Source organism: Capnocytophaga sp. G1920, assembly GCF_051417515.1.
The window spans coordinates 90,378-109,079 of sequence record NZ_JBPRKH010000003.1 but is presented as its reverse complement, the minus strand read 5'-3'; the positions used below and the strand labels follow the sequence as shown (position 1 = coordinate 109,079).

Genomic DNA, 18,702 nt, shown 5'->3' with positions numbered 1-18,702 from the left:
TTTCAATAGTATTACTTCTGACGGAAATACACATCAATTGGAACACCGTTAAAATCAAAGTTCTCACGGAGTTTGTTCTCAATAAAACGTCGGTAAGGGTCTCTTACGTACTGTGGCAAATTAGCAAAGAAAGCAAACTGTGGCATAGGTGTAGGCAACTGGGTACAGAATTTTATCTTGATGTATTTTCCTTTGATAGCAGGAGGGGGATAATTCTCAATAATAGGCAACATCACCTCGTTGAGTTTGCGAGTAGGGATACGCTTAGTGCGATTGTTGTAGACTGCTACCGCAGTTTCTATGGCTTTGTAGATGCGTTGCTTATTCAATGCCGATATAAACAAGATAGGCACATCGGTGAAAGGTTCTATTTCTTTGCGGATAGAAGCTTCGTACTGTTTAGCCGTATTGTTTTCCTTCTCTACCAAATCCCATTTGTTTACTAATATCACTATGCCTTTGCGATTGCGTTGTGCCAACCAGAAGATATTAGCATCTTGGCTTTCAAAACCACGTGTAGCATCAATCATCAAAATGCACACATCGGAGTGCTCAATGGCACGAATAGAACGCATTACCGAGTAAAACTCTAAGTCCTCTTTCACTTTGGCTTTACGGCGGATACCTGCGGTATCAACTAAGTTGAACTCAAAGCCAAAACGGTTGTACTTAGTATCGATAGCATCGCGTGTAGTGCCTGCAATATCAGTAACAATATAGCGGTCTTCGCCTATAAGAGCATTGATAAATGATGATTTACCCGCATTAGGTCTCCCTACTACGGCAAAGCGCGGTAAGGTGGTTTCTTCTTGTTGTTCTTTTACGGGCAGAAGTGCCACCAAGTCGTCTAACAATTCACCCGTACCGCTACCATTTACACTTGATAGGGTGTAGAGATGTTCAAAACCTAAGGCATAAAACTCGTGCATATCGTTGCGACGGTTGTTGCTATCTACTTTGTTTACCGCTACTAATATCGGTTTACGGCATTTACGCAACAACTCAGCCACTGATTCGTCCATACCGGTAAGTCCTTCTTCTACGTTTACCATAAAGATAATCGCATCGGCTTCGTCTATGGCTAAGGCAACTTGTTTGTTGATTTCTTTCTCGAAAGAATTGTCACCTCCCGCTAAGTAACCACCTGTATCAATAACTGAAAAAGAGACCCCGTTCCAGTCGGTTTTACCATAATGGCGGTCGCGTGTTACGCCACTTACAGCGTCCACGATAGCCTCACGGCGTTTTATCAAACGGTTAAAAAAAGTGGATTTACCTACATTCGGTCGTCCCACAATGGCTACTATAGCACTCATAATACACCTACTTATTTTTTGCAAAGATAGAAATTAATTGACAAATGACAATTATCTTCTTACAATCGCTGTTCTTTTTTATATGGATTGGGGCGATAACCGTCCATTAGCACATCGTTTTCCATTATAAACGGAATAGCATTAGGTTGCTCCCATTCTACATCATATCGGTTCATTAAGTAATCGCTGAGCTGGGTGCGATTCTCAAATTTTATTGCTTGATAGGGTTCTTGAAAAGCGAGTTTTTCTATAAAGAGCAGCTTGCCGTCAAAAGGTACTAATACCCCTACGTGTCCTACAAAAAGAGTGTTCTCCTCTGGGGTGATTTGGGAATGGAAGACTGCCGAGATAAGCGATGCCTTAGTAGGGTCGTTTTTATAACGGAAGTTGATACCGCGCTCTTTCCACGCTTGTTGCATCACCCGCAAATGGGTTTTTATATCTTTGGTATTAGTAGTGGGCACCTCGGTAAAGAGGGTAAAAAAGTTATTTTCTTCCTCAGGGGTAAAGAACTTCTTAGGAGTATTATGCAAGGACTCACGGTCTATAAAAAGCACCTCGTCTTCCTCTTTGGTAGCAAACTTTTTATCCGTAGGGAAAGAAATTAAATCACGCAAGAGGGTGAAAGAGGTAAGACGGCAATTATAGCCTTGAAACATAGGGTATTTAGCCGTCCAAATGTTTTGTATAGCAACCTCATCATACTTAGGTAGCAAGCTGTCAATAGTAACAAATCCTTTGGGTACTAAGCCTGCTTTATCACCTACTGTTTCGTTGAAAAGGGCTACACTCTCCAAAAAAGAGGCTACATTTTGCTGAGATATCCCCGCTGCTGTAAGGGCTTTTTGCACTTCATCTTGGGTAGCGGTATCTACTAAATTAGAATAAGTGAGAGTAACTGCTATTTTTTCAGTTGTTGCTTTCTTCTGTTGGCAAGAAATTGCTACCAAAGAAAGAATAGTTATCAATAGAAGTCTTTTCATTGTTTTAGTCATTACTTTCATAATAATAAGATTGCTCTATACCTTTAAAAATTACTTCACGGTCGTTTACTTTATCAGTAAGAGCAGGTTGCAACAAAAAGCGTAATTCCAAATCATTGATAGGGCTACGCTCCATTGCTTGGAGGTAAGGAGCTTTATCTATTAGTTGCCAATTCACTACTTTGCCTAAGCGTTTTTTGAGTATCAAGTCGAGCCATATACGAGTAGCTCGCCCATTGCCTTCCATAAAAGGGTGGGCAATATTCATCTCCACGTATTTGGCTACAATTTCTTCAAAAGTATTTTCAGGCATTTGGTCTATTACGGGTAGGATAGCATCCAAAAACATCGCATTGGCAAACTTAAAACCGCCCTTGCTAATATTTAGCCGACGTATCTCACCTGCAAAATCGTAAAGCTCCTCAAAAAGATAGCGATGTATCTCGCATAATCCTTTAATGGTACCTACTTCTATCTGCTCTATAGTCCCACTCTCAAAAAGACGATAGGCATTTTGCAAACTTTGTGCGTCGATTTCTTGAGTATTCATCTTCAATTTTCTCTGTTTAAAGTATATACTAAGCTTGTATGTCTCTCTCCTATAAGTGGAAACAAGAAATCTTCAAGGGTATGATGATAACCAAACCCACATTTTTCAAGTACTTGTTGTGAGGCAACATTTTCCTCATATGCACCTGCCCATAGCTGGGTAAGGTGCAACTCTTCAAAAGCATATTGTATTACCCTTAGGGTAGCTTCAGTAACATAGCCCTTACCCCAAAAGTCTTCTCCAAGCCAATAGCCTATTTCAGCTTCATTTTCGCTTACAGGAAGATTGCTCTCTCCTTGTAAAAGCAAGCCTATACTTCCTATGGGAATGTTGTTTGCTAAACAAATAGCAAAACTATGAGACTTGGTAAGGACAACCTCAATAATCTTTTGGCTCTCTTCTACACTTTTGTGAGGTAGCCAACCGCACATCTTGCCTATAATAGGATTGTGCGCTTGTGTGTATAAGGCTTCGGCATCTGTTATTTTCCAAGGACGAAGCAAAAGGCGCATTGTGTGAAGTGTTTCCATAAACTTAAATATTTTATAAATAGACTTTACCAAAGTTATCTGCCCGTGTGGCTCGCACCTTTGGCAAAGTCTATCATTAACCATTAAGCACTAACCACTACTTAAACATTTCTTTAATCTCTTCCAACATCTTAATCTGTTTCTTTACCGATTCAGTTTGGTTTAAGCCACGTTTGATAGTAATACCTTCGTCCAATACGTTTTTAAGCATCTCTTTAGCAGCAGGGTTCTCCATATCTTTAGCGATTTCTTTGAGTGATTCAGCCAATAGCTCCACGTGTGAAGTATTGTCTAAGTGCATTGCCCACTCATAGCCTTTTTTGAAGTTGACAGCTGTTTCAGGATTGTCCTTTTCAAAGAAAGGATAGTATATAAAATAAGGAAGTATCGCAGGGAGATACTGCTCCATTTGGTTGTCTACAATTACTCCTGATAATCCCGCTAATTGGTCGGTATCAAAGTCTTTAACACTTCCTTTTTCAAGTATACTCTTAGCGCGTGCGGGCTCAGTACGAGCTATCCCATTGATAGCAGCATTCTTGATAGCTCCCGAAGGAGTTCCAAGGTATTTTTCAAATAAAGAAACGTATTTGTTTTTGTATTTTGAGGTAGCTAATACCCATATCGCTGCCGATTTAGCCAAGTTCTCAGGGTCAGAAGACGCAATCTTTTCTACCATTGCCATTTCTTTGGCATTCAGTTCATAACTAGCGAGTTTTTGTAATGCTTGTATACGCACTTGGAAAAAGGGGTCTTTAAGAGCAGCGAGCAAAATATCTTTGCCGTCAGGAGCCATTGGCGCACTTACCGCTTGCATTCTGCTCTTGAGCGATTTAGCGCGTTGCATTTGGTACAAATACTCCGCCCACGTTTTTTGGTATTGCTCATCTATCAGCACCACACCTTCGGGATTGATATCTATCAGCTCTGGGGCTTTCTTCATTGGGAAAGTAAAAGTATTTTCTTTACGAGCATCTACCCAAACACTATGACGCTCTGCCTTGCCATTTCTGTAAATATCTATATCCAACGGAAACTGAAACAAGAGGTCTTCGCTTTGTGTTTGAATGATTTTTAAGGTCAATTTACCATTGCTAAACGTCTTTTCTACATTCACAGTAGGATTACCATTGCCAAAGTACCATTGGTTGAAGAACCAGTTCAAGTCTTTACCGCTCACTTTTTCTAACGAAAGACGTAATTGGTGAGCTTCCCCCGTGCCGTATTCATTCGTTTTGAGGTAATCGGTAAGCCCTGCAAAGAAAGCCTCATCACCAAGATAATTACGCAACATATGCAAGATAGCCCCGCCTTTGTTGTAAGATACCAAATCGAACATATCCTCACGTGAATCATAGCCAAAGCGCACCAAATCTTTTGCAAAATCATTGGCACGGTGTTGGTATTGAAGGGTGTTATTGCTAAGGTGGTATTCTGCGGCATCTTTGCCGTATTTGTGTAGCAACCACAAGTATTCGCTATAGTTGGCAAACGACTCGTTTACGGTGAGATTCGACCAGCTTTCGGTAGTTACTAAATCGCCAAACCAGTGGTGTGCCAACTCGTGTGCGATAATAGGCTCCCAATAGTTTTGGTCAGCCAAAGCTTCTGCGCTCTGATAAGCACTCTCGGCGTGGCTTACAGCCGTAGTGTTTTCCATTGCTCCACTCACAAAATCGCGCACTACCATTTGGGCGTATTTAGCCCACGGATAGTCATAGCCAAAACGCTCAGAGAAGAACGTAATCATCTCGGAAGTATTTCCAAATATCTGTTTTGCAACAGGCTCGTATTCCTTTTCTACATAGTATTCAATAGGCACCTTACCGCGCCAAGGCGTATCTTTTACTACGGCAAACTCTCCTGCCCCCATAAAGAAAAGATAAGGTGCGTGAGGCTTGTCCATCACCCAATAGTCGGTGCGCATATTGCCTTTCTTATCACTGCTTTTTAGCACTCCGTTAGAGAGGGTAACAAAGCTATCGGGCACTGTCATTTCTATTTCTTGAGTAGTCTTTTGGTTGGGCTTGTCGATAGTAGGGAACCAGCACGAAGAGCCTTCTGTTTCACCCTGCGTCCATACTTGGCGCATAGGCTTGTCGGCTTCTCCGTTAGGGTTGATAAAGTAAAGCCCTTTGGCATCGGTAATCGCACGACTGCCCTTATCGGTTACCTTTTCAGGCTGTGCCGTATAGCGAATGTACACGGTATAGGTCTCCCCTTTTTGGTAAGTTTTGTTGAGTTTTATTCTCAACATATCATTCTTATAGCTATAAGAAAGAGGCTGTTGCTTGCCGTTCTGCTCCAAAGCCACCTTGTGGATAAGCATAGCCTTTGCATCGAGGATAAGGCTATCGGTAGCATAAAAATAAGGAGAAGCAGTAAGCCATTCTTCGCCGTTGAGAGTTTGGTTAGTGAAGTTAAAATCTACCTTCAATTTCGTGTGCTTTAAGGCAGTTTTCTTCTCAGGAGTAGCACGATAGAGGCTTCGCCCCGAAGTATCCGTCTGTGCAAAAGTGTAGCCCGAAAGTAACAGGGCAATAATAGTAAAAAGTGTTTTTTTCATTAGCTTATTTTATTGCCTTGAAAAATATATTTCCAAGAGATAATTTCAAGTGCAAAGATATAGCTTTTTGCCATTATAGCGAAATAAAACACCAAAAAATCACAACCGTTGTACCTCTTCCAGTTCATTTACGTGTGCCTCTTTAGCTTTTCCAAATTGGTAAGTGAGGTTCAGTCTAAGCTGTCGGCTTTCGCTATTGCCGTAAGCATAAAGGTCTAAGTTAGGCAAATGGCTCTCGCTGTCCCAACGTTGGGTGTGGAAAATATCGGTAGGACTTTCGTAGCGCAAGCCATTTTGTAGGCGCTCACTGCCGTAATCCATTGCGTAATGCCCCAACTGATGATTATAACCCAAACGCAAAATACCCTTCTTCACGCTGTGTTGCAATTGGAGTTCTGTGTTCTGTCGCAGATTCCACCAATACGACACAGATAATCACCCGTACTTTCAATATAAATGCGCAACTTACGAGGAGGAGAAGTAAAGCTAAAGAGTCCGTTAGCTCCCGTAAGAGGTTCGCTTACAATAAGGTTCGTATCAGCATCTAATACTTTAATAGCTACTTTGGGAATTCCCTCAAGCGAAGCGTTATGGACGAAGCCTTTTACAGTGTATTGTGCTTGAGCAGAAAGGGTAAGCTCACAAAAAAGAGCAAGAAAGAAAATAAAACTTTTCATTAAAATATTGTTTATGGCGAATAATGGTGCAAATGTAAAATAAAAAACACACTCCATAAAAAGAATTAACTTATTTTATTGTTTTACTTTAACAAAGTTTCACATTCGTCTTTCGTCCCTCCTCATTTGTCATTTCTCCTCTTTTCCCTCGCCACACTCCCCCTTTTCCCGTCGCCACATTCCCCCTCTCCTTGGGAGAGGGCAGGGGTGAGGATTCCTCTTTCTTTCGCCTCGAAACCCCGTTTTTACCGTTTTTTGCATTGCTGTATTATACTATTAATCAATTTTTTATACACCCTTTCTATACCAATCGTCCAAGATTCGTATAAGCTTCCTATAAGCTCTCTATAAGCTAACTCCACCCTTCTCATAGCCTTTTTTCATCAAAATTCCTCTTAACCTTCTTCCGAATCTCTCCGTTTTCTTCCGAATCCTCCTAACAGTCTCAATACATCGCTTTTGCGGTACACACTTTGCCAAAGTTAATAGCCCGCCGTGCTACGACTGCCTGTGCGGCTCGCACCTCATTTTCTAATTCTCTAATTTTCTCATTTCTAACACTATTTGGTATTAAAGAATTATTTACTATCTTTGCCCCAATCTATACAAAAGAAAAAATGATGAAAAGAACGATACAATATTTGCTCACAGGTGGAGGAGTAGTTTTGCTCTCTGGTTTTTTGGTCAATGCAATGTCAGTTAAAAAAGAAGAAAACAATATCTACGAACAAGCAGAAGCCGAAGTAGCCCAGAACCCTCTTTCAGCTCAGGAAACTCATCATAAAACCGATTTCTCTAATGATTACAGAGTTTTTGCCATCGATTTACCCGAAAAATTAGACTTTGCTGGCGAAAGAGTACCTTTGGAAGACCCCGATGTACACGAGCGCTTAGACCGAGAGCTTATCGTAAATACCTATTGGCAATCCAATACTTTGTTGGTGCTCAAGCGTGCTAATAAGTACTTCCCTATCATCGAACCTATTCTCAAACGCAATAATATCCCCGATGATTTCAAATATTTAGCCATCATAGAAAGTGGACTCACCAATGCGGTATCACCCTCCGGTGCAAGTGGCTTTTGGCAACTTATGAAACCCGCCGCTCAAGAATACGGCTTAGAAGTAACCGACCAAGTAGACGAGCGTTATCACATAGAAAAAGCCACCCAAGCTGCCTGCGATTATTTAAACAAAGCCAAGCGCAGTACAGGTTCGTGGACGATGGCTGCCGCTGCTTATAATGCCGGTATCTCAGGAATGAATAAGCAAACTTCTTTTCAAGAAACTAATAATTATTATGATTTATGGCTAAGCTCCGAAACTTCACGCTATGTATTTCGTATTTTAGCCCTAAAAGAGATAATGAAGCACCCTAAGAAGTACGGCTTCATCTTCGAGAAGAAACATTTGTATAACGAACTGCCCACTTACAATGTAATGGTAGATTCTACCATTGAAAATCTCACCCAATTCGCCAAGAGCCAGAACATCACTTATAAAGACCTAAAACTATACAATCCTTGGCTACGCGATAAAAGGCTAGATAATATAGATGGCAAAGCGTATTATATCAGGATTCCCAAGAAATAGTTTTTAAGAATAAATATTAGAAAGTAGAAATTTTCAAGTGTTTGACATTCTTGGGTGCAAACTGTTGCAATACTTCTACCTTGCCATTAGCAAGCCAAAGGTGTTGTGCCTCTGCAGTAGCATCATCATTCAGTAAATGATGTTGAGAAAGTATATTGCGCGTTTGTTTAGCTACCGCATACCCCGAATCTATTACCTTTATGTGTGGAGGAATGAGCTCTTGTATTTGTGGTAACAAATAAGGGTAATGAGTGCAACCTAACACCAAATAATCAATCCCTTCGGCAACCATAGGTAAGAGGTATTTGCGTAATAATAGCGTCATTTCAGGACTCTTTATACGTCCCGCTTCTATAAGGTCTACTAGTCCCTCCCCTACTTGTTCTATAATTTCCACTTGCTCTTCTTGTTTAAGGTGCTCACTGGTTTTAGCAAAAAGGTCGCTGGCAAGTGTACTACGGGTTGCTAATACCCCTATTTTCTTAGTAACACTCTGCAAACTCGCAGGCTTTATAGCAGGTTCTATCCCTATAAAAGGTACTTCTTTATATTTATTCCTCAAATACGATATAGCATTGGTAGTACCCGTATTGCACGCTACTACTATAATTTTTGCATTATTTTCTAACAGAAAACGCGTATTGGTATCGCATAATGCAATGATTTCCTCCTTAGTCTTCTCACCATAAGGGGCATTTTTATTATCTGCTATAAACAGGGTATTCTCATTAGGCATTAATGCGTTTACTTCTTTCCAGATAGTAGTCCCCCCTACTCCAGAGTCAAACAAACCAATAGGTGCTGTACGTGATGTTGAGTGAGTCATTTTAAAATAAGGTTCTTTTCAGTTGCAAAAATAAAAAAAAGTGTTCACTTAGCGAACACTTTTCATAAGAAAAAATATCTAATAATTTTAAAAACCTACGAACTAAAATCCTAAGTCCTTTTTAACTGTACTGTAAAGGTCATCTCCTGTAGCTACAATCACGCTTGAGCCTGCACTTGAATCCAATACGTACTGAAGTCCTCTTTGCTTAGCAATTTTCTCAATAGAGCTTTTTACCTTTTTAAGCAATGGCTCTACCAATTCTTGTTGCTTTTTCTGTAAATTCTCAGCAGCAGTTTGTTGTGTTTTACGGATATTTTCTTCCATAGTTTTAATTTCCTCTGATTTTTTGAGGAATTCTGCTTCACGAGCTTTAAGTTGTGCCTCTGTAAGAGCAGCAGCTTCATTCTGATACTTTTGAGCCTTAGCTTGCAATTCTTTAATAGCTGCTTGAATATCGTTCATATATCCTTGCTCCATTTTCTTTAATTGTGACTCTATTGATTTTCTTTCAGGCATTTCTTCTAAAAGTTTTTGCACATCAATATGAGCGATTTTCACTTGTGCAGTAAGCATTGTAGTAGCTCCTAAGAATAGAGCCAATGCAATCATCAACGTTCTAATGTTTCTCATCATCTGTTTGTAATATTAGTTATTTAAAAATTTTTACTGATCTGTCGTAGGCGTTTGAGTTCTCGCCTCTTGTTGTTTTTTAAGGCGCTCGGCTTGTTCTTTTTCACGTTGCACCCTTTGTTCTTCAAGTTTCTTTTGGCGTTCAGCTATTTCCTTCTCACGCTGTTCTTTCTGTTCTTGTAACTTCTGTTGGCGTTCGGCTTGCTCTTTGTCCCGTTGTGCCTTTATAGAATCGCGCTGTTGTTGGAACTTCTGCTGACGCTCAGCTTGCTCTTTCTCGCGTTGTGCTTTAAGAGCATCGCGCTCTTGTTGGAACTTCTGTACACGTTCAGCTTGTTCTTTTTCGCGTTGCGCTTTAAGGGCATCTCGTTCTTGTTGGAACTTCTGCTGACGCTCGGCTTGCTCTTTCTCGCGTTTTGCTTTGAGCTGTTCGCGCTGTTGCTTCATTTCTTCAGTTTTGCGCAAACGTTCTTGTTCGTACTGTACTCGGCGTTGCTCACGTGCTTTTTCAGCTTCTTTACGTTTCTTAACGCGTTCTTCTACAAACTCAAAATCATAGCTTTCTTTTAAGAGCTGAGCCATATCTTTGTTCCTATCTTCGGCATTGTCTTTCTTCTTCAAGGCACGAAGCACTACTTTACTCAAGTTATGTTGCTCATTAGAGAATAACATAGTGGCGTCACTCTTTTCAAAGATAAAGTCGTATTTACGCATCTTGCCTATCTCTTGCACTATATTGAACACTTGGTCTTGGATAGGCTTAGCAAGCATAAACTTTTGGGTGATATACTCTCCTTCCTTAGCATCAAACTTCTGCTGTTTATAGGCATTCAAGTTGTATTCTAACAGAGCTATTTCTTCTTCTTTATCTTTGATAAGCTCGGGAGTAAGCAAAGCTTTCTCAGCTTCTAACTTCTCTTTTTCAGCCTTTATCTTTTCTTGGCGTTTGGCTATTTCAGCCTCCCATTGCTCTACTTGTAAGGCAAACTGCTGGCTTGCTACTTTATAATCTTCGAGGTGTGATAATATGTAATCCATATCCACATAGCCAATACGAGATGGCTTTTGTGCATAAGTAAAACAGGCACTACACAATAGTACTATAAATAACGCTTGTAGTTTGTTCATAACATTTATCAAATGTATATACTACTTTTTAGCCTTCTCTTTTCATAAAAGAAAATATCGTGCCAAAAATTAGAATTGTTGTCCAAAAATAAAGTGTGTTTGCCAGCCACTGCGGTTATTGCTATTAGCAGGGTTATCGAAACCATACCCAAAGTCAATACCCAGCATACCGAACTGTGGCATAAAGAGTCGCAATCCTAAACCTGCTGAACGCTTAATCTGGAAAGGATTAAAGTTCTCTAATCCATTGTGTACATTACCTCCTTCGGCAAATACTAAGCCATAGATAGACGCCATTGGTTTAAGAGTAATAGGATAACGCAATTCCAGAGAGAATTTGTTAAACACAGTCTCGCCATCATCGGCGGAAAGGGCATAGTTTTCATACCCGCGCATTTGTATGTTTTCACGTCCGTCCATCGAGTAATAGCCTAAGCCATCGCCTCCCATAAAGAAACGTTCAAAAGGTACTATACCGCGTTTGCTGTTATAAGCTCCCAAATAACCAAAATCAGCACCAAACTTTAATACAAATTTACTGTAAATATTGGTATACCAAGCTGAGGTAAACTTGAGCTTATAAAACTCTAACCAGTGGAAACGCTCTTGGTCTATTTGTGCTATTCTTTCAGAATCTTTATTGGTAGATGCTGTTTCACGTTCTTCAAGTAGTTTGCCATAATCTACCTTATTGAACAATGAGTAAGGAGGGGTAAGCTTCGCACTAATAGTAAAACTACTTCCTGACATTGGATAGATAGGGTTAGGACCACTTGAGTTACGCGATAACGAAATGGTATAAGCTAATGAATTAGAGTTACCATCTTTAAAAGTAAAGAGTCCTAAATTAGGATAATTCTTCAAATCATAATGCTGATAGCTTAAAGTATGAGCGATTTGGAAATAATCATCGGGAACTCTCAAACGTTTGGCTAAACCTACGCTTATTCCTGTGATATACACACGTTTACTCTTATCTACATCATAGCTCCTGTAACTATACCCGAACTGTTCGGTTCTACTGAATGACACTGAGAACTGCACAGGCTGTTTACCACCCATCCAAGGCTCGGTGAATGAAAACCCATAAGTGCGGTAGTACCTACTTATTTGGAAACTGAGTGATAGTGCTTGACCGTCGCCCATAGGCACTGGGCGATAGGCTTTGGGGTTGAACAAGTTGCGAATAGAAAAGTTATTGAATGAAAGGGCAAGTGTACCTATGAATGAGCCTCCACCATACCCTCCTTGCAACTGCACTTGGCTTGAACCTGTTTCGGTGAGTTTATATTCTATATCTACGGTTCCTGCATTAGGATCGGCATTTTTAAACTCTGGATTGATGTTTTGAGCATCGAATAGTTGCAACTGTCCTAACTCACGAACGGTACGCACTACGGCATCTTTGCTATATAGATAACCAGGACGTGTGCGCAACTCGCGATAAATTACATAGTCGTTAGTCTTTTCGTTACCTGTTACTGATATTTTATTAAAATAAGCAGGCTTCCCTTCTACCACGCGTATTTCGAAATTGATAGTATCATTTACTACTGAGGTTTCTACAGGGTGTATTTGCGAGAAGAGATAACCACTATTTTGATATAAGTTGGTTATATCTTCGGCATCGGGTTTGGTATTGTCTTGAATGCGTTTTTTGAGCAATACTCCGTTATATACATCGCCTTTTTTGATACCCAATACTTGATTGAGCACACGGTCGTTATAGACTGAGTTTCCTAAGAAGCGAATATCACCGAAATAATAACGCTTCCCTTCTTCTACTGCTATATTAAGACTTACGTTACCGTCCTTATTTTTAATAAGCGTATCGTTTACCACACGAGCATCGCGATAGCCTTTTTCTTTATAGAAATCTACGAGGTTTGTTAAATCTTCGTCGTAGTCTTTCTTAACATATTTGGAGCGTTTCCAGAAACGACCGAAACGCACTTGTTTTGTCTTTTTGAGCTTCTTGCGCAACTTGGCTGAGGTAAATTGCTGATTGCCTTCAAAAGTAATTTTATCGATTTTTACCTTATTACCTCTATCGATGTGAATGAGCATATCTACACCATTGGCATCGGTAGTATCTATTTTGGTATCGATAGTTACTTTGGTGTTGAGATAACCATCTTTTCGATATTTATTAGTGATATAGTTTTTAGTATTAGCAATAAGGCTTTCGTTTACCTTTACTCCTTTTTTAATTTCGGCATCTTTAAGGAGGGTTTCTGCTTTTTTCTGTCCGATACCTGTTACTTTTACATCGACTAATGAAGGTGTTTCTTTGATAGCTAACTCTAAGAATACGGTATCACCTTCTACGCGCTTGATATAAATATTAATATCGCTAAACAACTTATAGCCCCATAGCTTATGAATGATGGAGCTGAATTTTTCACTGGGGATTTCGATTACATCACCTACTTTCAAACCCGAAGTAGTGAGGATAGTTTGTTCGTTATAACGTTTTGCGCCAGTAACTTCAATGCCACCAATTGTATATTTTCTTCCTTTTCCTAATGATATTCTATCTTCTTCTTGTGCACTTACAAGGCTTACAAAAGCCAAGAAAGCAAGCAATAAAAATTTTTTCAGCATAGTTTTACGTAAGTTGTTCGCTTGTTTTTCCAAATCGTCTTTCTCTATTTTGATAGTTTGATAGGGCTTCTTCTAAGTGTTTTTTTGTGAAGTCAGGCCATAATACTTCAGTAAAATAGAGTTCGGCATAGGCTATTTGCCATAATAAAAAATTGCTGATGCGCTCCTCACCGCTGGTGCGGATAAGTAAGTCTACATCGGGTAAGTCGTAGGTGTATAGGTGTTTTTGTAGTGTTGTTTCGGTAATTGTATTAGCAATAAGTGTGCCTTCTTTTACTTTTGCTGCAATTTCTTTTATAGCAGTTAGGATTTCTTCACGTGCTCCATAGTTGAGGGCTAAGGTAAGGGTAAGCCCTGTATTGTTTTTGAGTTTATCGATAGAAGCAAGTAGGGCTTCGCGTGGTTTAGGAGGGAAACGGTCTAAATTGCCAATGGTTTTGAGTCTTACATTATTTTTGTGCAAATTATCAACTTCCTTTTTTAGGAACTTTACCAATAGCTCCATTAGGGCTTTTACTTCTAAGGCGGGTCGTTTCCAATTTTCGGTAGAAAAGGCAAAAAGGGTGAGGTATGGAATACGGTGTTCCACACAATATTCCACTACTTGTCGCACAGTTTGCACTCCCTTTTCGTGACCATAGGCTCTGAGCAAGCCTTGTTTTTTTGCCCAACGCCCATTACCGTCCATTATAATAGCCAGATGCTTTGGATAGTTTGTAATCTCCATTGGTTTTAAGTGAAATTATCTACAATAGCAAGGCCATTCGCCGAAGGTGTAGGTAAGGGTAAGACCTGAGAAGGCGTACCAGTCGTAACTTCTTCCTATGTTACCAAATGTAAAGGATTTTCTTTCGGGCGCACTACCATCGACGTTGTTAGTAAGGGCAAAACGGAAAGCTACTTCACCTCCTAAAACAAGCCTTCGAGTGATTTTAGCTTTAAAACCGAAAGCTACGGGCACAGCCACATCGAAGTCGCGACGTGTAGTATCGCTAGCTTCAACGGGTTTGGGAGAGGAGGGGTCGAAGTACAAATCGTCGTGCCAAAGCCCAGCTATACCTACGAACACATAGGGGGTCATAGGCATATCGAGCAAATTGCCGATTCTGTAGCTAAAGAAATTGAACTCGGTGCCTACTGCCAAATCGGTAATATCACTTGAATAAGCGAACCCTCGGTTGCGTTTACCAGGGATATCGGATTGGACGTCGTTAGCTCTAAGTTCGGACTTAGTAACCTGCACACGAACTGCCATACGTTCGTGGAAATTCCATTTATATATCCCACCAAAAGCGATTTTGTTAGGATATAAATAATAGGTTCTACCAACATCTGAAATGGGGTTGCTTCCACCTAAGAAAACACCGATTTCGTGTTGCTGTGCCGATGCCATATGCATCGCCAATAGTATCAATGTAATGTGTATAAATCTGTACATACGCTATTCTATGCAAGGCGCAAATATACGTGTTTTATATGAAATAACATTTATTATTTCCTATTTTTTTATTTTGGATTTTTAAATTAGCTACTAAAATTCTTTATACATCACTGATTATTAACACGATATAAGTATATTTATTTTTATAAAGAATTATAAGTTATCGGGAGCAATTTGTGAAAAGTGCGTAGATGAAAGGTGCTTGTGAGTAGGTAGCAAGAAGTACCTTGTGGTTGCTCTGTGAGACATCTGACGGACTTTAAATAAACTTTAAACGGCACTACAGTGGTCTTATAGTGGCTCTACAGTGGGTCTACAGTGGGTCTACAGTGGGTCTACAGTGGGTCTACAGTGGGTCTACAGTGGGTCTACAGTGGGTCTACAGTGGCTCTACAGTGGGTCTACAGTGGCTCTACAATGAAGACTAACCGAAGATCAATCGAATAGTAACTGAATACTGATTGAACTTATGGTGCTACTATCTGCTTATATCATTGGTTCTACTTTTTAGACTTATCGGGCATAAAATAAGTAACGCGAGCTCGACGTAAAATAGCGAACGAATACTCGGAGTGGGGTATGCGAGAGATTGTGTTTCAGAAATTAAACAAAATTGATTTCAAAATTAAAATAGCATCAAGACTGCGCCTTGTGAAATAACAATGCAAGATTCAACTTTGCCAAAGGTCGTAGCACGACAGGCGATTAACTTTGGCAAAGTGTATACTGCAAAAAAGACTCATCATCAGAATTATTTATCAAACTGATATTAACTTTTTATTTTGTGCATTTGCTCTAATTGACAAATTGGCAGGTTTGTAGATTGGTATTATTTTTGTAGTTTTGCACCCTAATTAAAAGAAAAAATTACTATGGCAAACATTGAAAAGATAAAATGCCTAATTATAGGCTCAGGTCCTGCGGGCTATACTGCTGCTATTTACGCTTCGCGCGCGAACCTAAGCCCTGTGCTTTACCAAGGAGAACAACCTGGTGGACAGCTCACTACTACTAACGAAGTAGAGAATTTCCCCGGATATCCTGAGGGAGTAATGGGCAGCGAAATGATGATGCAGTTAGAGCAACAAGCTAAACGCTTTGGGGCTGATATTCGCAACGGCTGGGTGACTAAGGTAGATTTTTCGGCTCACCCACACAAAGTATGGGTAGATGACCAAGAGCTCCACGCCGATGCCGTGATTATCGCTACGGGTGCTTCGGCTAAATACTTAGGGTTACCCTCCGAACAGCACTATTTGCAAACAGGAGGAGGCGTATCGGCTTGTGCTGTGTGCGACGGTTTTTTCTACCGCAATCAACACGTGGCTATTGTAGGGGCAGGCGACTCGGCTTGTGAGGAAGCGCTTTACTTAGCGAACATTTGCTCGAAAGTAACAATGCTGGTGCGTCGCGATGAGTTCCGCGCTTCACAAATTATGAAGGAACGCGTGCTCAATTCGCCAAAAATAGAAGTGCTATTTAATACTGAAACTGAAGAGATATTAGGTGACGGACAAGTAGTTACGGGCATTAAAGTGCGCAACAACAAGACAGGGGAGATAAGCGAAATAGCTATCACAGGTTTCTTTGTAGCTATCGGTCACAAACCTAATACCGATGTGTTTAAACCTTATATCGATACTGATGAGGTGGGCTATATTAAGAATGTAGCGGGCACTTCGCTCACCAATGTAGCGGGGGTGTTTGTAGCCGGTGATGCTGCTGACACGCGCTACCGCCAAGCTATTACCGCAGCAGGTTCGGGCTGTATGGCAGCGTTGGACGCAGAGAAATACCTTCTTACTCTTGAATAGCTAAGAGGTAAGAGATAAGAGATAAGAAAGCGCGATGTTTAGAATAATAAACATCGCGCTTTGCTATTTAACCTGCCAGCTATCGCTAAATTTGTTTCTTACTTTTTACCTTTATTTTAAACTAAGCTTATGGTTGATAATTCTATCCATATAATCTTGCATAAAGGCTTTTAAATCTTTAATACCTTTTTGTATTTCGGCATTGTCTTCTTTGCCCAAGAGATTGTTTTTGAGAGCACCGTCTTCTTTCTTGTACACTCCGTTTACCTTACCTGTTTCGTCGATGATATAGATGTAATTACCTTGCATCATTTGATACATAAGCGCATCGGAGATAAAAGCGCGGGGCGTTTCATCAGGAAGATTGGCAAACACACTGCGCCCCCAAGAGCGGAAAGGCTTATGGTAACCCATTAGGTCTACTAACGAAGGATAAATATCTATTTGCTGAGTAATATCTGAATTTACCCCCTTTGGCACTAAATTAGGGTTAGGGCTGTAGAACATAATTGCTGCTCCTTTGCCTGTAATAGGCTCTTTGTAAAGGTCGTAATAGATTTGGTTAGGGTGGTCATTGACAAAAGCAAAGATAGTATTGTTATACCAAGGTTGTTTTTTAGCACACTCAAAGAATTGTTTGAGAGCGTAATCGGTATAGCCAATACATTGGTGAATTTCTAAGTTGCCTTTAGGGAATTTGCCCTCATATTGCTTAGGAATTTGAAAAGGGTGGTGGGAGGAGAGTGTGAAAATAGTGCCTAAGAAAGGTTGTTTCTTTTGAGAATAAGTCCTGCACATATATTGGAAAAAAGGTTCGTCCCAAATCCCCCAGTGTCCATCGTCATCAGCATCGTTATTGTACTCATTCTTACCATAGTAATGGTCGAAACCTAAGATATTAGAAAAACCTAAGAATCCCATAGAACCATTGGGTGCTGAATGGAAGAAAGAGGTATCGTAGCCCATTTCTTTGGCGATAGACACCAAAGACTGTGTGGGTTGTTTCACATAAGGTGATGAGGTGTAAGCGACTTGAAAAGAGGGGATTCCTGCCAGCATTGACGACATTCCGTGTATTGACTGGCGACCTGTGCAATAAGCATTGTCGAGCACAAGTGAATGTTGTGCTAACGAGTCTAAGAAGGGTGTATATGATTTAAAGTTAGGAATATGAGTTTTAGTATTCATACAGCCCCAATACTCTTTGCCGAAACTTTCTAAAATAAAGAGGACGACATTGGGCTTGGTAGCTACTTCGCGGTTGTACTGCTTAATAGGTTTTAAACTCTCATTGATGTAGGCTTCATCTACAAAGTGATATTCCTTAAATCCTTTGTTCTTACCCATACTGCGAATGAGACAAAAAGGCGTGTTTAGTATCGCATCAGCCTGAGGAGCTGTATTTACGTGTCGGCTAGCATCGAGCATATTGATGGGGCGTGTATCCGAAGTAAAACCACCGCCTCGTATAGCCATCATTATCAGAGTACCAAAACCTAAGAAAAATAGAGCAGACCAACCAAAATAAGATTTCTTTTGAGCAATAGGCTCTTCGACGTTTTTCACGCGTTTATAAAGGAAAACCCAAAGAGCTATCAGTAAAAAGAAGCCTACGAACATATACCAATAGCCTCCTAAAAAGCTACTGAATATTTTCATTTTGTTGTTTTCGTGTTCTATAACTGCAAACGATGCCGAAGTAAGACGAGACTTGCTAAAAGGGTAGTATGCCATATCAATAAAATTGGTGGCATAAGCAATGGTGTTAGGTATAAAGTACGACCAAAAAACTACTTTCTGAAACTTCTTATGGGTATTTACCCACAAAGGTAGTAAACTGAGCAGTATGAACAGCAAATTAGTGTACATTATAGCACAGTTATCAAACGCCAATCCATAATAGAAAAGGTCGGATGTGTTATAATCACCCATCAGTCCGCGATTCATATAGATAAACAAACCACGTGCAATGGTATAAAATAAGTATACCAAGAAGATACGGTATAAGAAAACTACATATTCTCTGATTCTCATTGTATTTA

Annotated in this window: 15 protein-coding genes and 1 pseudogene; 3 read left to right on the top strand and 13 right to left on the bottom strand. The window is 40.2% G+C overall.

Annotated features, from left to right (window positions below; genetic code table 11):
- Window positions 1-11: 11 nt before the first annotated feature.
- From der to ACSQ7D_RS03230, 6 genes and pseudogenes are all read right to left on the bottom strand, one after another.
- On the bottom strand, window positions 12-1,316 hold the full coding sequence (der, locus tag ACSQ7D_RS03255) for a ribosome biogenesis GTPase Der (protein ID WP_437135365.1): 1,305 nt from the start codon (window positions 1,314-1,316) through the stop codon (window positions 12-14).
- Between the two features lie 59 nt (window positions 1,317-1,375).
- Window positions 1,376-2,299, bottom strand: coding sequence for a DUF4300 family protein (locus ACSQ7D_RS03250; protein ID WP_437135363.1), 924 nt, complete (start codon window positions 2,297-2,299; stop codon window positions 1,376-1,378).
- A gap of 4 nt (window positions 2,300-2,303) precedes the next feature.
- The gene (gene fic / locus ACSQ7D_RS03245) at window positions 2,304-2,849 is read right to left on the bottom strand and encodes a protein adenylyltransferase Fic (RefSeq protein ID WP_437135361.1); all 546 of its coding nucleotides are present in this window, start codon (window positions 2,847-2,849) and stop codon (window positions 2,304-2,306) included.
- 2 nt (window positions 2,850-2,851) lie between these two features.
- The gene (locus ACSQ7D_RS03240) at window positions 2,852-3,379 is read right to left on the bottom strand and encodes a GNAT family N-acetyltransferase (protein WP_437135359.1); all 528 of its coding nucleotides are present in this window, start codon (window positions 3,377-3,379) and stop codon (window positions 2,852-2,854) included.
- Window positions 3,380-3,476: 97 nt separating this feature from the next.
- Window positions 3,477-5,945 (bottom strand): M1 family aminopeptidase, encoded by a 2,469-nt coding sequence (locus ACSQ7D_RS03235; protein WP_437135357.1) that lies wholly within the window; start codon window positions 5,943-5,945, stop codon window positions 3,477-3,479.
- A 264-nt stretch (window positions 5,946-6,209) separates the two neighbouring features.
- Window positions 6,210-6,622 (bottom strand): annotated as a pseudogene (locus ACSQ7D_RS03230) (carboxypeptidase-like regulatory domain-containing protein); the annotation flags it as partial.
- Window positions 6,623-7,239: 617 nt separating this feature from the next.
- On the opposite strand from ACSQ7D_RS03230, the gene ACSQ7D_RS03225 reads away from it, so the two are divergent.
- Entirely contained in the window at window positions 7,240-8,214 is a 975-nt protein-coding gene (locus ACSQ7D_RS03225) for a lytic transglycosylase domain-containing protein (RefSeq protein ID WP_437135355.1), read from the top strand.
- A gap of 16 nt (window positions 8,215-8,230) precedes the next feature.
- Here the strand turns inward: ACSQ7D_RS03225 and murI are convergent, their stop codons facing one another.
- From murI to ACSQ7D_RS03195, 6 genes are all read right to left on the bottom strand, one after another.
- The gene (gene murI / locus ACSQ7D_RS03220) at window positions 8,231-9,040 is read right to left on the bottom strand and encodes a glutamate racemase (RefSeq protein WP_437135353.1); all 810 of its coding nucleotides are present in this window, start codon (window positions 9,038-9,040) and stop codon (window positions 8,231-8,233) included.
- A gap of 102 nt (window positions 9,041-9,142) precedes the next feature.
- The gene (locus tag ACSQ7D_RS03215; protein ID WP_016479699.1) at window positions 9,143-9,676 is read right to left on the bottom strand and encodes an OmpH family outer membrane protein; all 534 of its coding nucleotides are present in this window, start codon (window positions 9,674-9,676) and stop codon (window positions 9,143-9,145) included.
- Window positions 9,677-9,706: 30 nt separating this feature from the next.
- On the bottom strand, window positions 9,707-10,801 hold the full coding sequence (locus ACSQ7D_RS03210) for an OmpH family outer membrane protein (protein ID WP_437135351.1): 1,095 nt from the start codon (window positions 10,799-10,801) through the stop codon (window positions 9,707-9,709).
- Window positions 10,802-10,870: 69 nt separating this feature from the next.
- Window positions 10,871-13,405, bottom strand: coding sequence for a BamA/OMP85 family outer membrane protein (locus ACSQ7D_RS03205; RefSeq protein ID WP_437135349.1), 2,535 nt, complete (start codon window positions 13,403-13,405; stop codon window positions 10,871-10,873).
- Between the two features lie 4 nt (window positions 13,406-13,409).
- Entirely contained in the window at window positions 13,410-14,132 is a 723-nt protein-coding gene (locus tag ACSQ7D_RS03200) for an isoprenyl transferase (protein WP_009411260.1), read from the bottom strand.
- 15 nt (window positions 14,133-14,147) lie between these two features.
- Complete coding sequence (locus ACSQ7D_RS03195; protein WP_437135347.1) at window positions 14,148-14,843, bottom strand: DUF6089 family protein; 696 nt, start codon at window positions 14,841-14,843, stop codon at window positions 14,148-14,150.
- Window positions 14,844-15,142: 299 nt separating this feature from the next.
- Between ACSQ7D_RS03195 and ACSQ7D_RS03190 the strand changes: the two genes are divergently transcribed.
- A complete protein-coding gene (locus ACSQ7D_RS03190; protein WP_437135345.1) occupies window positions 15,143-15,274 on the top strand; it encodes a hypothetical protein in 132 nt (43 codons plus the stop codon).
- 444 nt (window positions 15,275-15,718) lie between these two features.
- Window positions 15,719-16,660 (top strand): thioredoxin-disulfide reductase, encoded by a 942-nt coding sequence (trxB, locus tag ACSQ7D_RS03185; protein WP_128091709.1) that lies wholly within the window; start codon window positions 15,719-15,721, stop codon window positions 16,658-16,660.
- A 111-nt stretch (window positions 16,661-16,771) separates the two neighbouring features.
- On the opposite strand, the gene ACSQ7D_RS03180 is transcribed toward trxB, so the two are convergent.
- Window positions 16,772-18,694 carry an LTA synthase family protein gene (locus tag ACSQ7D_RS03180; RefSeq protein ID WP_437135344.1) on the bottom strand — a complete coding sequence of 641 codons (1,923 nt, stop codon included), beginning with the start codon at window positions 18,692-18,694 and terminating at the stop codon, window positions 16,772-16,774.
- Between the last annotated feature and the right edge of the window lie 8 nt (window positions 18,695-18,702).

Coding starts and splice junctions, on each gene's coding strand:
- der (WP_437135365.1), bottom strand. CDS start 1,316: ATGAGTGCTATAGTAGCCATTGTGGGACGACCGAATGTAGGTAAATCC.
- ACSQ7D_RS03250 (WP_437135363.1), bottom strand. CDS start 2,299: ATGAAAAGACTTCTATTGATAACTATTCTTTCTTTGGTAGCAATTTCT.
- fic (WP_437135361.1), bottom strand. CDS start 2,849: ATGAATACTCAAGAAATCGACGCACAAAGTTTGCAAAATGCCTATCGT.
- ACSQ7D_RS03240 (WP_437135359.1), bottom strand. CDS start 3,379: ATGGAAACACTTCACACAATGCGCCTTTTGCTTCGTCCTTGGAAAATA.
- ACSQ7D_RS03235 (WP_437135357.1), bottom strand. CDS start 5,945: ATGAAAAAAACACTTTTTACTATTATTGCCCTGTTACTTTCGGGCTAC.
- ACSQ7D_RS03225 (WP_437135355.1), top strand. CDS start 7,240: ATGATGAAAAGAACGATACAATATTTGCTCACAGGTGGAGGAGTAGTT.
- murI (WP_437135353.1), bottom strand. CDS start 9,040: ATGACTCACTCAACATCACGTACAGCACCTATTGGTTTGTTTGACTCT.
- ACSQ7D_RS03215 (WP_016479699.1), bottom strand. CDS start 9,676: ATGATGAGAAACATTAGAACGTTGATGATTGCATTGGCTCTATTCTTA.
- ACSQ7D_RS03210 (WP_437135351.1), bottom strand. CDS start 10,801: ATGAACAAACTACAAGCGTTATTTATAGTACTATTGTGTAGTGCCTGT.
- ACSQ7D_RS03205 (WP_437135349.1), bottom strand. CDS start 13,405: ATGCTGAAAAAATTTTTATTGCTTGCTTTCTTGGCTTTTGTAAGCCTT.
- ACSQ7D_RS03200 (WP_009411260.1), bottom strand. CDS start 14,132: ATGGAGATTACAAACTATCCAAAGCATCTGGCTATTATAATGGACGGT.
- ACSQ7D_RS03195 (WP_437135347.1), bottom strand. CDS start 14,843: ATGTACAGATTTATACACATTACATTGATACTATTGGCGATGCATATG.
- trxB (WP_128091709.1), top strand. CDS start 15,719: ATGGCAAACATTGAAAAGATAAAATGCCTAATTATAGGCTCAGGTCCT.
- ACSQ7D_RS03180 (WP_437135344.1), bottom strand. CDS start 18,694: ATGAGAATCAGAGAATATGTAGTTTTCTTATACCGTATCTTCTTGGTA.